We start from the raw sequence: 14,248 nt of genomic DNA on the forward strand, positions 1-14,248 counted from the left end.
AGGTGTTCGCCTCGTTTCTCTCTTGGTCCCCGATCGGCGCTTGTACACCCGAGGCTAGTCCTCCCGGGTGACACCCGCGCACCGGGCGTGCGTCGAGTGAGCTGGGTCACTTTGTCGGCAACCAGCTCCCTCAATCGAGGACAGTCTCGGCGGCCCGATTATTCCCCACCTGGCTGCGTGTCGCGTCCCACAGGTCCTGGTACGGACCGCCGGCCCATCGCAGTGCCGCGTGTGGGCCGACTTCCACGATTCGCCCGCCGTCGATCACCACCACCAGATCGGCGCGCGCGGCGGTCGCGAGGCGGTGTGCCACGACGATCGACGTCCGGGTGCGGGTCAGCAGACTGCTCGCCTCGAGGACCGTGCGTTCGGTGGCCGGATCGAGGGTCGCGGTCGCCTCGTCGAGCAGCAGGACGTCCGGGTCGACGAGTTCGGCCCGGGCCAGCGCGACGAGTTGACGCTGTCCGGCGGACAGTCCCTGGCCGCGTTCGCCGATCGGGGTGAACATCCCGCCGGGCAGGCCCGCGATGGTGTCGAGTGCCCCCACTGCACGCGCGGCGGCGGTGACCTGCGCGCGGGTGGCGTCGGGGCGGCCGTACGCGATGTTCGTGGCGACGTCCCCGGAGAAGAGGTGCGCCTCCTGCGGCACCACGCCGAGGCGGCCGCGATACTCGTGCAACGGGTATCGGCGCAGGTCGACGCCGTCGACGCGGACCTGGCCCGCGGTCGGGTCGTAGAAGCGGGCCAGGAGTTTGACCACGGTGGACTTACCGGCGCCGGTGCGACCGACGAGCGCGACGGTGGATCCCGGCTCGATGCGCAGCCTCACATCCTGCAGGGCGTCGGTGTCAGCACCTCGATACCGGAACGTCACAGTGTCGAAATCGACTGCACCCCCGAGGTGCCCGACGATTGGCGTGGTGTCCGCCGGTGCTGCGGTCTCGATCGAGCTCGGGGTGCGCAGCAGATCGCCGATTCGACGCAGCCCGACCTGCGCCTGCTGGTAGCCGTCGAACACCTGGGACAGCTGCTGGATCGGTCCGAACAGCAGCCCCAGGTACAGCACGAACGCCACGAGCACCCCGGACGTCGTCTGCCCGTCCGCGATCCGCATGGATCCGATCAGCACCACCGCGGCCAGTGCCACGTCGGACAGCAGCGTGATCAGCGGGAAGTACACGGAGATCGCAGTCTGTGACCGCATGCGGGCACGGCGGTAGCTGTCCGCGCGTTCGGCGAACCGCTGTGCGGCGAAGTCCTCCCGGCGGTACGCCTGCGCGGCGCGCAATCCGGTGACGTTCTCCTGGAAGTCCGCGTTGACGATCGAGATCCGCTCCCGGGACACCGTGTACGCGGCCGACGACACCTTCCGGAAGATCAGCGTGGCCACCAGCAGCGGCGGGACCGCGGCGAGCGCGACCAGTGCCAGCACCGCGTCCGTGAGCAGCAGCGCCACCGAGATGCCGACCACGGTGAGCACGCTGACGACCGCGGTCGACAGCCCCGTTTGCAGGAACGACGACAGCGCGTCGACGTCGGTTGTCATCCGCGTCATGATCCGGCCGGACAGCTCACGCTCGTAGTAGTCGAGGCCGAGCCGTTGCAGGTGCGCATAGCTGCGGACCCGCAGCCCGTACAGCACCTTTTCTCCGGCTCGTGCGGTGATCACGGTCATCACCGCGACGACCGCCCAGTCCACGGCGACCAGCGCCACTCCGGCCGCGGTCGCCCACCACAGCGCGGACGGATCGCCGGGGGTGACGCCGTGGTCGATCGCGAATCGGACGACCGACGGAAGCAGCACCGCGGCCAGCGAGTCCACGGCCAGGCACAGCACCACCGCCGCGAGGATCCAGCGGACGGGGCGCAGCAGCGTCGCCAACCGGAACCCGGGATCGGGTCGTCGCAGGTCCTCGTCGTCGAGGCCGGGTATCTCGGTGGCGGGTGGCAGTGCGGCGACGGCGTCCCGCAGCGCCGGAGTGGCTGCGATGTCGCCCATCGCGCCCGCCATCGGGCCACCACCGCCCGCCCCGCCGCGGCCGCCGTGCCCGCCGCCCGGCGCACCGGCGGTTGTCGTCGCCCGCGCCGGGACCGCGTCGGAGATCACCGCGTCGAACGCGGAGCCGGGAATCGCCTCGGGCCACAGCTCGTCGTGACCCGGCTCCGGCCGCATGTCCGGAACCGGCGCATCGTCCGGTTCGGCCTCGAGGTCGGGGTCGGCGAGCAGGGTGCGGAAAAGGGCGCAGCGGGCGTCGAGTTCGGCGACCGTTCCGGTGTCGATGACCCGCCCGCCGTCGAGAACCGCCACCCGGTCGGCGAGGGAGAGGGTCGATCGGCGATGCGCCAGGATCAGCGTGGTGCGGTCCCGCCGCTCGCGCAGGGTGTCGAAGATCGCGGCCTCCGTGGCGGCGTCCACCGCGGAGGTCGCGTCGTCGAGGATCAGCAGCCGCGGGTCCACCAGCAGGGCACGCGCCAGAGCCACCCGCTGCCGCTGCCCGCCGGACAGCGTCAGCCCGCGCTCGCCGACGACCGTGTCGTAGCCGTCGGACAGCGCCTCGATGAACTCGTCGGCCTGCGCCATCGTGGCCGCGGCGCGGATCTCCTCGGCGCTCGCGTCGGGCCGGCCGAGCGCGATGTTCGCGGACACGGTGTCCGAGAACAGGAACGGCTCGTCGAAGACCAGCCCGACCGCCTCGCGCAGCTGGTCCGCCCGCAGGGCGGCGAGGTCGAAGGCGGTGCCGTCGACGGTCAATGCCACGGTGCCCGCGCTCGGTGCGTAGAAGCGGGGCAGCAGCAGGGACAACGCCGTCTTTCCGGAGCCTGCGCGGCCCACGACGGCGAGCGTCTCGCCCGGCGCGATGTCGAGGTCGAGGCCGGCCAGTACCGGGCGGTCCGCATCGAACCCGAAGTCGACGCTGCGCAACCGGACGCCCAGTGGGCCGGCGGGCAGGGGTGTCGGGTGCGGCGGGTCGGCGACCCCGGGCTCGGTGTCGATGACCTCGTATACGCGTTCGACGGCGGCCCGCGTCATCTGGGCCATGATCACGACCGACGACAGCAGCCGGGTCACGTTCGACATGGTCGCGACGTAGGTGGCGAACGCCAGGAAGGTGCCGATGGTGATGGTGCCGTTCAGTGCGAGCGCGCCGCCGAGGGCGATCACGCCGACCAGGCCCAGTTGCGGCAGCGCCGCCATCGTCGGGGTGAACCGGGCGTTGATCCGCGCCGCGCGCAGTCGCTCGGCGTACAGGGTGCGGCCCAGGTCCTCGAGTCGTCGGACGGCGCGGGACTCCTGCCCGAAGCCCTTGACCACACGGACCCCGGTCACCGTCTCCTCGACGTGCTGGGCGAGGTCGGCGGCGCGTTGCTGCGCCGACCAGGTGGCGGCGAACAGGGTGGGCCGGATCCGCCACACCACCACCGACACGGCGGGCACGACGAGCAACGCGACGGCGGTGAGCAGCGGCGAGAGCCAGGCCATCACGACGATCGCCAGCAGGAACTGCAGCAGCGCCCCCGCCGACAGCGGCACCATCGCCAGCAGCCCCTGTACGAGTTGCAGGTCGGTGATGGAGCGGGACACCACCTGGCCGGTGCGGATCTGGTCCTGCCCGACACCGTCGAGTCGCTGCAGCGATCCGAGCAGACCGAGCCGCAGGTCGTGCTGGACGTCGAGTGAGAGCCGGCCCGCCAGCATCCGGCGCCCGAACTGGCAGCCGAAGCGGACCACACCGAGGGCCGCGATCGCGGCGGCGACCGCGACGATCACCTCGGTGGCGCCGGAGGAGGCGTCGTCCACCGCGATCCGGGTCAGCAGCGGGAAGGTGATGTCGATGACCGCCGCGATCAGTGTGACCGCGAGCGCGCCGAGTGTGAGTGCGCGGTGACGCCAGCATTCGGCGGTCAGTCGTCGAATCCAGCCGGGGTGAGTCACGGTGGCAGCCATCGCATCTCACCGTAGTACCGGCGCCCGACACGACTGCGGAGCGGTCCGATCGGGCACGACTGCGGAGTGGTTCGGTCAGGCACGGTGGTGCCGCGGTCAGGTGACGTCGCGGCGGCGGGTCGTCCACCAGCCCAGGCCCGCGGCGACGGCGGTCCAGGTGATCAGCGCGATCACCGCGGCGGGCCAGGGCGCGAATCCGTCGACGTCGCCCGCCGGGGAGACGACCGTCGACCAGGTGACGGCGCCGGGCAGCCACTGGCCGATCGAGCCGGCGCCGAGCCCCGACAGGATCGCGATGGTGATCAGCTCGCCGACCGGATACCAGGCGACGAGGGTGATCGCCGCGGCCGTGGGGGACGCGAACAGCAGGCCGAGCCCGGCGCCGATCAGCGACCATGCCACGGTGGCCACCACTCCGGCCGCGAGCATGCCGAGAATCGCGGTGGTGACCGTGAACCGGTCGCCGCCGAAGACCACCATGCACCCGAGTGCGACGAGTTCGACCGCGACGGCGTAGCCGAGGCCGAACAGCGCGGTGACCGCCAGCTTGGCGGCGAGCACCGGGTCCCGGCCGCGGGTGGTGACGAACGTCGGGGTCAGGGTCTGGTGCCGGAACTCGGTGCCGGCGTTGACGGCCCCGAAGATCCCGGCGAACAGGACGGCCCACGCGATCGCGACGACGAGTCCCACCGACACCGCGCCGGTGGACAGGTCCGCGTCCACCGAGTCGAGGCCGTCCGCCATGGCCGCGTAGATCGATCCCGCGAACAGGGCGACGACCAGCGGCGCGAGGGCGAGCGCCCACCAGAACCGCAGGGTGAGCACCTTGCGCAGTTCGGCGGTGACCAGCGCGCTCATTGCGGACCTCCCGGGTGGTGGGGCGCGGGTGGATGTGACCCGGGTGGGTACGGGGCAGGCGGGTAGGGGGCAGGCGGGTACGGGGAGGACGGGCCGGGGAGCTGGGCCGTGTACTGCCCGGAGGTCATCGACAGGAACACCTGCTCGAGGTCGACGTGTTCGGTCGAGGCACCGAAGATTCGCACTCCCGCCGATGCGGCGAGTCCGGCGATCGTGGGCTCGGGGACACCGCGGACGGCGAGCCGGCCGTCCGGCATCACCTGGGCATCGGTGAAGCCCTGAGCGCCGAGGGCGAGCGCGAGTGTGGCGGGGTCGGACGCGGCGACGAACACCCGGGCGCTGTGCCCGGCCCGCAACTCGTCCATTCCGCCCTGGTACACCAGCGCGCCGCGGTTGACGATCACCAGCCGGTCCACCGTCTGCTCCAGTTCCCGGAGGATGTGGCTCGAGACCAGCACGGTCCGCCCGGCAGCCGCGAAGGCTCGCAGGAACTCGCGCAACCAGGCGATGCCCTCGGGATCGAGACCGTTGGCGGGTTCATCGAGGACGAGGATCCGCGGATCGCCGAGCAGGGCTGTCGCCAGCGCGAGGCGCTGGCGCATCCCGAGGGAAAAGGTGGCCACCTTCTGCCGTGCGGCGGGTTCGAGGCCGACCGTCGTCAGCGCTTCGCGGGCCCGGGCGTCGGGGACGCCGATCGCGGCCGCGTAGACGAGCAGGTGGGCGAGCGCGGTGCGTCTGGGGTGCACGCTCAGCGAGTCGAGCACCACCCCGACCGTCCGGGCCGGGTGCGGCAACTCGGTGAACGGGATCCCGGTCACCGTGGAGTACCCGGCGGTCGGGGCGACGAGCCCGAGCAGCATCCGCAGGGTGGTGGTTTTCCCGGACCCGTTCGGGCCGACGAAGCCGGTGATCGAGCCCGCGGGCACCGCGAAACTCAGGTTCGAGACCGCCTCGACCGCCCCGAAGCGTTTCGTCAGGCCCACCGTTTCGAGGGCCGGGCGCAGCGGCGCCGGACTGCCAGCACTCATGACGTGCACCTTAGGCCACCCGGCGCCGCCGAACGGTGATCGTCAGCCGCGCAACCCCAGCGCCGCGGCGAGTTCGGTCAGCGGGGGCAGCGCGTCGCCGGTGGGCGGCAGCGACTGCACACAGACGTGGTCGGCGCCCGCGGCGAGGTGTTCGCTGACCTTGGCGGCCACCTCGTCGGCGGTGCCGTGTGCGACGAGCGCGTCGATGACGGCGTCGCTACCGTCGTCGGCGAGGTCGTCGTCGGTGAAGCCGAGCCGCTTCAGGTTGCTCACGTAGTTGCGCAGTTTCAGGTACGGATTCGCGACCGGGGGCCGGCCGATCGCGCGGGCGGCGGCCGGGTCGGTGCCGAGCACGAACTTCTGCTCCGGGGCGAGGAGGGCGCCGGCGCCGAGGATCTCGCGGGCCTCGCGGGTGTGCTGCGGGGTGGTCAGGTACGGGTGGGCACCGGCGGCGCGGTCCGCGGCCAGGCGCAACATCTTCGGCCCGAGCGCGGCGAGGAGACGCCGGGACGCGGGCACCTCCGCGGCGTCCAGCTCGTCGAGGTAGTCGACGACCGCCTGATAGGGCTTGCGGTACACCTCCCTCGACGCCTCCCGGTGCCCGACGCCGATGCCGAGCAGGAACCGCCCGGGATGCTTGGCCTCGAGGCGGTGGAAGGACTCTGCGACCTCGGCGGAGGGGGCACTCCAGATGTTGGTGATGCCGGTGGCGACGACGAGGGTGGTTGTGGCGTTCAGGACGTCCTCGGCGATCGCCAGGTCGGCCGGTGGGGATCCGCCGAGCCAGAGGGTTCCGTAGCCGAGGCTCTCGAGTTCTCGGACGAATTCGGGGGTCAGGCCGTAGGCGTGTCGCCAGACGCCGAAGCGTCCCAGGTCGGGTGTGGTTGTGGTCACGTGTCATGCCAACAGTCGCTGTCCGGTGTCAATTCCGGACAGCCGTAGCGTGTGGCCAATGGGCGTAGCGGTTGCCGGTGATCGGTTCGTGGTGGCGCGGTCGTTCCTCGCGTTGTCGGTGGCGATGGGATTGGGGCGGTTCGCGTTCACGCCGATCCTGCCGCTGATGACCGACCAGACGGGGCTGCGGCCGGAGTCGGCGGCGACGCTGGCGACGGCGAACTACCTCGGATACCTGGCCGGAGCGGTGGCGGCGATCGCGGTGCACCGGATCGCGCTGTCGGTTCCGGTGCTGCGGTGCGCGCTGGTGGTGCTGGTGGCGACCATCGCGGGGATGGCCGCGACCGAGTCGGTGACGGCGTGGATGGTGCTGCGGTTCGTCGCGGGGGCGGCGAGTGCGGCGGTGTTCGTGTTCACCACCCGCGTCGCACACCAGCGGGTCCGCGCCGCCGGCGACGGTGTCGGCTGGGTGTTCGGTGGTGTCGGCGGTGGAATCGTGGTGTCGGCGTTGGCGGTCCTGGCGCTGGGTGAGGATGCGGACTGGCGGGTCGCGTGGCTGGTGTCGGCGGCGTTGGCGGCCGTGCTCGCCGTCGCGGCATGGACGCTGCCCGGGCAGTCGCGCGAGGCGGTACGCGCGGCGCCCGCGAAACTCGCCACGTCGGGATCTCGCCGAGGGTTCGCGTGGCTGACAGCGGCCTACTTCTGTGAGGGACTGGGCTACATCGTGTCCGCGACCTTCCTGGTCGCCGCGGTCGCGGCCACCGGATCGGAGCACTGGCTCGGATCGGCGGTGTGGGTCGCGGTCGGCGTCGCCGTGGTGCCCTCGTGCGTGCTGTGGATGCGGTTGGCCCGTAGGCACTCTGCGGCGTCGATGATGACGGCGGCGCTGGTGACCCAGGCGGCGGCGGTCGCGGTGTCCGCGGCGATCGGGGCGGCGGCGGTGCAGATGGTCGCGGCGCTGTGCTTCGGCGGCACCATGATCGCCATCGTGATGCTCGCGCTGGGGGAGGGTGCCCGGCTGGCCGGGCCGCGTGCGGCCGCGATCCTGACGTCGGTGTACGGACTCGGGCAGGTGCTCGGGCCCCTGGCCGTCGCGCCCCTGCTCGACGGCGGGTACGGCCGGGCCCTCGCCGTCGCGGCGGCCGTGCTCGCGGTCGGCGCCCTGTGCATGGTGCCCGTCGTACGCGCGGATCGGTCGGTGTAGTCCCTGGTCGGCGCGGTTTCCGGCAACCCCTGGATTTGAATGAAACTTCCGGTTACAGTTACTCGCGTTGCGGGCTGCCGGCCCACCCACCGCTCGTCACCACACAACGGGAGAAGCGATGACACTGTCGACGACTCGGGACGACCTCGGCCAGGACGACTACGACGACATCCTGCGTCGGCTGTCCGAGGCCTCGGTGCACAAGCACTTCGACCCCTACGTCGACATCGCATGGGACTCCCCGGAGTTCGCGGTGACGCCGAACGATCCGCGCTGGATCCTCAACGAGGAGGACGACCCGCTCGGGGCGCACCCCTGGTACCAGGCGCTGCCGGACGAGCGGAAGATCGAGATCGGCATGTGGCGCCAGGCCAACGTGGCCAAGGTCGGCCTGCAGTTCGAGAACATCCTGATCCGTGGCATGACGCAGTACGTCTTCTCGCTGCCGAACGGCTCCGCCGAGTACCGGTACTGCACCCACGAGTGCATCGAAGAGGGCAACCACACCCTGATGTTCCAGGAGATGGTGAACCGGATCGGTGTCGACGCCCCCGGTATGGGCCCGGTCATGCGCGCGATCTCGCCGTTCATCCCGCTCGCCTCCGGGCCGCTGCCCGAACTGTTCTTCGTCGGTGTCCTCGCCGGTGAGGAACCGATCGATCACATCCAGAAGGCGTTCCTGCGGGGCAACGGTGCGCTCCATCCGATCATGAAGGGCGTCATGGCGATTCACGTCGCCGAGGAGGCGCGCCACATCTCCTTCGCGCACCAGTACCTGCGCCGCCGGGTGCCGCAGATGTCGCGGCTGGGCCGGTTCGGTCTCTCGATCGCCATGCCGATCACCATGCGCATCCTCTGCGATGTGATCGTGGTACCGCCGAAGTCGTTCTGGCGCCGGTTCGACATCCCGAAGTCGGTTCGCAAGGAACTGTTCTGGGACACGCCCGCCTCGCGGCAGATGCTGCGCAACTACTTCGGCGACGTCCGGATGCTCGCGCAGGACGCCGGCTTGATGAACCGGATCTCCAAGCTGGTCTGGAAGGCCTGCAAGATCGACGGCGACGTCTCCCGATTCCGCAGCGAACCGGTCCGCCGCGCCGCCTGATCTCTCGAACGGATCGCCGTCATGCCCCACGTCGTCACCCAGTCCTGTTGCAGCGACGCCTCGTGCGTCTACGCCTGCCCGGTCAACTGCATCCACCCCACCCCGGACGAACCGGACTTCCTCACCGCGGAAATGTTGCACGTGGACCCCGCCGCGTGCGTCGACTGCGGAGCCTGTGTGTCGGCGTGCCCGGTCGACGCGATCGTGCCGGAGAGGAAGCTGACCGAGCGACAGCTGCCGTACCTGCAGATCAACGCGGACTACTACAAGGAGCCGCACGAGGACCGGTCGCGGATCGGCGGCAGCGAGACCCGTCCGGCGCTGGCCAAGGTTGTGGCGGCCCCACGGATTCGCGGCGATCGCGGCCCGCTGCGGGTCGCGATCGTGGGGTCGGGGCCCGCGGCGATGTACGCCGCCGACGAGCTGCTCACCCAGCCGGGGGTCGCGGTCGACGTCTTCGACCGACTGCCGGTGCCGCACGGCCTCGTTCGCGCCGGTGTCGCGCCCGACCACCAGAAGACCAAGCAGGTGGCCCGGCTGTACGACACCATCGCCGCGCAGCCTGGCTTCGAGTACTTCCTGAACGTGACGATCGGCGAGCACCTCTCGCACGACGAGCTGCTCGCGCACCATCACGCGGTGATCTACGCGGTGGGCGCGTCCACCGATCGCCGCCTCGGCATCCCCGGCGAGGACCTGCCGGGCAGCACGTCGGCGACCGACTTCGTCGCCTGGTACAACGGGCATCCGGACCACGCCGACGACCGGTTCGACCTCTCGCACCGTCGGGCCGTGATCGTCGGCAACGGCAACGTCGCGCTCGACGTGGCCCGCATCCTGACCATCGCCCCGGACGAGCTCGCGGGCACCGACATCGCGCCGTATGCGCTGGAGGCGTTGCGACACAGCCGGATCGAAGAGGTGGTGGTCGTGGCGCGGCGTGGTTTCGCGCAGTCCGCGTTCACCGTCCCCGAGTTCGCGGGCCTGCTCGACCTGCCCGACGTCGACGTCGTGGTGGACGATCCGGGCCTCGACCCGGTGACCGAAAGCCTGGCCGCCCGGGGTGAACTCGACCACACGGTGGCGCAGAAGCTGCGGCTGCGGGAGCGGCTGTCGAAGCCCGCGGCGGGCCGCAAGCGCATCACGTTCCGCTACCTGCTCGGCCCGACCGAGATCATCGGCGACGGTCGAGTCTCCGGCGTCGCGCTCACCCGCAACGAATTCGTCGCCGACGACGGTGTGCTGCGCGTCGAGGCGACGGACAACACCGAGGTCGTCGAGGCCGGGTTGGTGCTCACCTCGATCGGCTATCGCGGGGTGCCGATCGCGGGGGTGCCCTTCGACGACGCACGGGGAGTCGTACCCAACGACGGTGGCCGGGTGCTGGCCGCGCCGGGCGGGGCGGTCGTGCCGGGGGTGTACGCGACGGGGTGGATCAAGCGCGGCCCCAGCGGCTTCATCGGCACCAACAAGTCGTGTGCGCAGGAGACGGTCCGGCACCTCGTCGAGGATTTCAATGCAGGCGCCCTGCCCGACCCCGGTGGTCGCGACACCGACCTGCGGGCGCTGGTCCGAGCGCGGCGGCCCGCGGTGATCGACCGGGCCGGCTGGCAGGCGATCGATGCGGAGGAGCGTCGTCGCGGCGCCGAGCGCGGCCGGATCCGCGAGAAGATCAGCGACGAGGCGGAACTGGTCGCGATCGCCCGCACCGCCGCCCGGGCCGAGGAAACCCGAGGAGTTCGCGCGGCGCTGCGGCGCAGGGGAATGCTCGTCACCTCCTGAAATCGTTCTCGCCGCGCCGATTCCCGCCGGATGTTCGGCGCACCGGCCCGTCCGGGCGGACAATGCAGGGATCTCCACCGTCGTTTCGATCGGGGGTCCCACGATGAACGCAGTCACCGGACCGGGCGCGGTGCCCGGCGCAGCCCAGCGTTGGTGGGCGCGGGCAGCTTTCGCCGCGCTGGTGGTGGCGGTGGTACTCCCGATCGTCGTCGCGGGATTCTTCGGGACACTCACGCTGCTGGCGACCGCCGTCGGGGCGCTCGCGGTGATGCTGGCGACGGGGTACTGGTTCCTCACCGGCCGCGGTGCGGCGCGGTGGATCGCGTTGGCCGTCGCGCTGCTCACGCCGATCGCGGTACTGGTGTTGTTCGCCACGCAGCGGATGTTGTGGGTCGTGCTGGTCGTCGTCGCCCTGGCGCTTCTGGCCGGCGCCTGTGCGCGCGCCGCGCTCGAGGACGGGCAGTCTCGACCGCCCGTCCCGGAAACCCCCGCGCCGCCGCCGCTGCGGCCGTTCCTAGTGATGAACCCGCACTCCGGTGGCGGCACCGTCGTCGAGCACGACCTCGTGCGCCGGGCCGAGGAACTCGGCGCCGAGGTGGCTCTCCTCGACGGTCCAGAGATCGTCGACGTCGCAGATCTCGCACGGCAGGCGGTGGCGCGGGGTGCGGATCTCCTCGGGGTGGCGGGCGGGGACGGGACCCAGGCCCTCGTCGCCGCCGTCGCCGCCGAACACGACCTGCCGTTCCTGGTGATCAGCGCCGGAACCCGCAATCATTTCGCCCTCGACCTCGGGTTGGACCGCGACGATCCGGTCGCCTGCCTCGGTGCACTCCGGGACGGGGTGGAGCTGCGCATCGACATCGGCCGGATCGGTGACCGGGCGTTCGTCAACAACGCCTCGTTCGGCGTCTACGCGGAAGTGGTGCGCAGCCCCGCGTACCGCGACGACAAGACGGGCACGGTTCTTCGGATGCTGCCGGAGTTGCTCGGCGAGGGCGGAGGGCCGCGGCTGGTGGTGCACGTGGGCAACGCCACCATCGACGGACCCCAGGCGGTGCTGGTCAGCAACGGCACCTACCGCACGAACGACCTGGCCGGGCTCGGTCGCCGCACCGGACTGGACGGGGGCGTTCTCGGGGTGGTGACGGTGTCGGTGTCCAGCGCCCGACAGGCCGTCGGCCTCCTGGGCAGGGTGCACGAGCGGGGAATGACGCAGCACGCGGTCTGTGAGGTGGTGCTCGACGCCGACACCGACGAGATCCCCGTCGGGGTGGACGGGGAATCGCTCACGGTGCGCACACCGGTCCGGTGCACCGTCGCGCCCGGCGCGCTGCGGGTGCGGGTGCCGCGGGACCGGCCGGGGGTGCGACCGCCGAAGAGGACCCTGGACTGGGTCCGCCTGCGGGCGCTGGCGTGGGGTCGCACCCCCGGCCGGTGATCGGCGACTACTGGCCGAGCATCGACTTCATCTGGTCGATCTCGGTCTGCTGACCGGCGATGATCTTCCCGGCCAGGTCCCGGACCTGTTCACTCTGCCCGTCGGCCCGGATCTGCGCGGACGAGTCGATCGCGCCCTGGTGATGGGCGATCATCATCTCCAGCCACGCCCGGTCGAACTCGGCTCCGGTGGAGTTCTCCAGCCTGCTCATCTGTTCGGCGGTCATCATTCCGCCCATGCCGTCGTGCATCATCCCGTCGGGCATCATCCCGCCCGTGTTGCCGGGCATGGAGTGGTCCGTGTCCGAGCCCATCATGGTCGGCACGCCCCACCCGGTGAGCCAGCCCGTCATCTGCTCGATCTCGGGAGCCTGCGCGGCCTCGATCTGCGCGGCCAACGCCAGTAGTTGTGCGTTCTCGGTGCGGCCCTCGGCGAGAGCCGCCATCTCCACTGCCTGCTGGTGGTGCGGAATCATCATCTGCGTCCACATCACGTCGGCCGTGTTGTGGTCGGACGAGGTCTCGCCGGCCATCGGCGCCGAAGACATCATCGAGCCCATCGAGCCCATCGAGTGGCCGTCGGTGTCGTTGTCGTTGGTACAGCCCGCGACGAGGACGGCGGCGGTGGCCAGGGCGGCGACGAAGCCGACGGCGGTGGTACGTGTGTTCATTTCTCTGCCTTGCTCTTTCCTGAGGTGCTGACATGGCCGACTGCGCGCACGGCGCAGTGGCCCTGTCACACCCGGAGGAGGCAGAGGGCAGCGAGTCGCTCGGAGGTCGGTCGGGCGAACGGTGGGCCGCGACCGAACCGGACCGGGACGGCACGTCGTCGGTCCCGGCGGGCACCGGAATCGGTGACCACGCCGAACAACATCAGCACGAGCAGCAGGGCGACGCCGGCGGTCAGGACCGCCAGGCAGGCGGCGAGCATGTGCTGTTCGCCGGAATGGCCCCCGGAGTCGCCGTGGTCGGGCATGTCCGCGGTGGGGCCGGCGGGGACCTGATCGGAGGCGACCGCGACGTGTTCGACGGCGGGTGGCGCCGCCGTGGCGGCTGCCGTCGCCACGTGGTGCATCGCCAGGACGCCCAGGATCACGGCGAGCAGCAGGACCGCGCGGAGCGGTCCGGTGCGCGTCGTGATCGTCCGGGACATGCCCCGACTATACCTCCTGGGGGTAATGCTCCACGGTGATGGACCACTGGGCCGGCGCCGGTCCGAACGCGTCGCGGGCGTTGGTGACGACTCCCTTGCCGATCGCGCGGTTACCGGCGCTGCCGATGGCCGCGCCGATTCCGGCAGGCACCAGCTTGCCGAGGATCAGGGCGCTGCGCTTGGCCGCGTACTTGGTGACGAACGTGCGCAGCAGCGTCTGGTTCATGCCGGTCATCGTCTGCGCGGGCAGCTTGCCGGACAGCAGCGAGCCCCAGTTCTTGGTGGTCGCGCCGACCGCCTTCTCGACGATCTCCATCCCCGCGCTGCCCAGTGCGACGGACAGGACGAGCGCCTTGCGGCGTTCGTGGTCGGTGACCGGGATGCCGTGCACGGAGGCGACCGCGAGGGTGAACAGGGCGCTCGCCTCGAGGAAGAACGCCGTCTCCGCACCGACCGCGGCGATCGAGCCTGCGGTCCCGATGCCGGGCACCGCGGCCGCCGCACCGACCGCGCCGCCGCTGCCGGTCACCACGGCGAGGAACGTTCGCTCGAGCCGGTCGACGATCTGCTGCGGGGTCTCCCCGGGGTGCGCACGGCGCAGCCGGGACACGTGTGCCTCGACGGCCGGTCCCTGCAGTCGCGCGCCGTTGTCGAGCAGCGACGCAATCGCCTGCTCCACCCGTCCGGTGACGTTCATCGGTCCATCCTCCTGCTCGGACCCGCGCGCTCGGCGGCCGAACACAGTCCCAACGTCCGGCTCGTCGGGATTGTTCCGGACCGGGCGGCTGCGCCGCCTGTGAGTCCTTTCGGTCGCATCGGGGCCGAAAGGACTCACAGGCGA

The 14,248-nt window shown here is 71.2% G+C and carries 11 protein-coding genes; 4 read left to right on the forward strand and 7 right to left on the reverse strand.

Translation table 11 applies throughout. The features are described from left to right. Positions 1-130 precede the first annotated feature (130 nt). The 4 genes from ACWDU4_RS23045 to ACWDU4_RS23060 form a co-directional block, all read right to left on the reverse strand. Entirely contained in the window at positions 131-3,946 is a 3,816-nt protein-coding gene (locus ACWDU4_RS23045) for an ABC transporter ATP-binding protein (protein ID WP_450116256.1), read from the reverse strand. 96 nt (positions 3,947-4,042) lie between these two features. Continuing rightward, positions 4,043-4,804 (reverse strand): ABC transporter permease, encoded by a 762-nt coding sequence (locus tag ACWDU4_RS23050; RefSeq protein WP_450116257.1) that lies wholly within the window; start codon positions 4,802-4,804, stop codon positions 4,043-4,045. Beyond that, positions 4,801-5,832: an ABC transporter ATP-binding protein gene (locus tag ACWDU4_RS23055; protein ID WP_450116258.1), complete on the reverse strand. Its 1,032-nt coding sequence runs from the start codon at positions 5,830-5,832 to the stop codon at positions 4,801-4,803. The genes ACWDU4_RS23050 and ACWDU4_RS23055 overlap by 4 nt, the downstream gene beginning before the upstream one ends. Before the next feature lie 42 nt (positions 5,833-5,874). Then, positions 5,875-6,726 carry an LLM class F420-dependent oxidoreductase gene (locus ACWDU4_RS23060; RefSeq protein ID WP_450116259.1) on the reverse strand — a complete coding sequence of 284 codons (852 nt, stop codon included), beginning with the start codon at positions 6,724-6,726 and terminating at the stop codon, positions 5,875-5,877. 58 nt (positions 6,727-6,784) lie between these two features. Between ACWDU4_RS23060 and ACWDU4_RS23065 the strand changes: the two genes are divergently transcribed. The 4 genes from ACWDU4_RS23065 to ACWDU4_RS23080 all read left to right on the forward strand — a co-directional run bounded on the left by ACWDU4_RS23065 (position 6,785) and on the right by ACWDU4_RS23080 (position 12,255). Continuing rightward, entirely contained in the window at positions 6,785-7,930 is a 1,146-nt protein-coding gene (locus tag ACWDU4_RS23065; protein WP_450116260.1) for a YbfB/YjiJ family MFS transporter, read from the forward strand. Between the two features lie 118 nt (positions 7,931-8,048). Beyond that, complete coding sequence (locus tag ACWDU4_RS23070) at positions 8,049-9,035, forward strand: AurF N-oxygenase family protein (RefSeq protein WP_450116261.1); 987 nt, start codon at positions 8,049-8,051, stop codon at positions 9,033-9,035. 21 nt (positions 9,036-9,056) lie between these two features. Further along, positions 9,057-10,817, forward strand: coding sequence for an FAD-dependent oxidoreductase (locus ACWDU4_RS23075; protein WP_450116262.1), 1,761 nt, complete (start codon positions 9,057-9,059; stop codon positions 10,815-10,817). A 103-nt stretch (positions 10,818-10,920) separates the two neighbouring features. Next, a complete protein-coding gene (locus tag ACWDU4_RS23080; protein WP_450116263.1) occupies positions 10,921-12,255 on the forward strand; it encodes a diacylglycerol/lipid kinase family protein in 1,335 nt (444 codons plus the stop codon). A 7-nt stretch (positions 12,256-12,262) separates the two neighbouring features. Here the strand turns inward: ACWDU4_RS23080 and ACWDU4_RS23085 are convergent, their stop codons facing one another. The 3 genes from ACWDU4_RS23085 to ACWDU4_RS23095 form a co-directional block, all read right to left on the reverse strand. After that, a complete protein-coding gene (locus tag ACWDU4_RS23085; protein WP_450116264.1) occupies positions 12,263-12,925 on the reverse strand; it encodes a DUF305 domain-containing protein in 663 nt (220 codons plus the stop codon). A 65-nt stretch (positions 12,926-12,990) separates the two neighbouring features. Continuing rightward, a complete protein-coding gene (locus ACWDU4_RS23090) occupies positions 12,991-13,407 on the reverse strand; it encodes a DUF6153 family protein (protein ID WP_450116265.1) in 417 nt (138 codons plus the stop codon). A gap of 7 nt (positions 13,408-13,414) precedes the next feature. Continuing rightward, positions 13,415-14,104 (reverse strand): hypothetical protein, encoded by a 690-nt coding sequence (locus tag ACWDU4_RS23095; RefSeq protein WP_450116266.1) that lies wholly within the window; start codon positions 14,102-14,104, stop codon positions 13,415-13,417. Between the last annotated feature and the right edge of the window lie 144 nt (positions 14,105-14,248).

It is taken from the genome of Rhodococcus sp. NPDC003348 (assembly GCF_053589375.1).

Excerpts from the sequence above, each read along its gene's own strand:
- ACWDU4_RS23045 (WP_450116256.1), bottom strand. The coding sequence starts at position 3,946 with ATGGCTGCCACCGTGACTCACCCCGGCTGGATTCGACGACTGACCGCC.
- ACWDU4_RS23050 (WP_450116257.1), bottom strand. The coding sequence starts at position 4,804 with ATGAGCGCGCTGGTCACCGCCGAACTGCGCAAGGTGCTCACCCTGCGG.
- ACWDU4_RS23055 (WP_450116258.1), bottom strand. The coding sequence starts at position 5,832 with ATGAGTGCTGGCAGTCCGGCGCCGCTGCGCCCGGCCCTCGAAACGGTG.
- ACWDU4_RS23065 (WP_450116260.1), top strand. The coding sequence starts at position 6,785 with ATGGGCGTAGCGGTTGCCGGTGATCGGTTCGTGGTGGCGCGGTCGTTC.
- ACWDU4_RS23070 (WP_450116261.1), top strand. The coding sequence starts at position 8,049 with ATGACACTGTCGACGACTCGGGACGACCTCGGCCAGGACGACTACGAC.
- ACWDU4_RS23075 (WP_450116262.1), top strand. The coding sequence starts at position 9,057 with ATGCCCCACGTCGTCACCCAGTCCTGTTGCAGCGACGCCTCGTGCGTC.
- ACWDU4_RS23080 (WP_450116263.1), top strand. The coding sequence starts at position 10,921 with ATGAACGCAGTCACCGGACCGGGCGCGGTGCCCGGCGCAGCCCAGCGT.
- ACWDU4_RS23085 (WP_450116264.1), bottom strand. The coding sequence starts at position 12,925 with ATGAACACACGTACCACCGCCGTCGGCTTCGTCGCCGCCCTGGCCACC.
- ACWDU4_RS23090 (WP_450116265.1), bottom strand. The coding sequence starts at position 13,407 with ATGTCCCGGACGATCACGACGCGCACCGGACCGCTCCGCGCGGTCCTG.
- ACWDU4_RS23095 (WP_450116266.1), bottom strand. The coding sequence starts at position 14,104 with ATGAACGTCACCGGACGGGTGGAGCAGGCGATTGCGTCGCTGCTCGAC.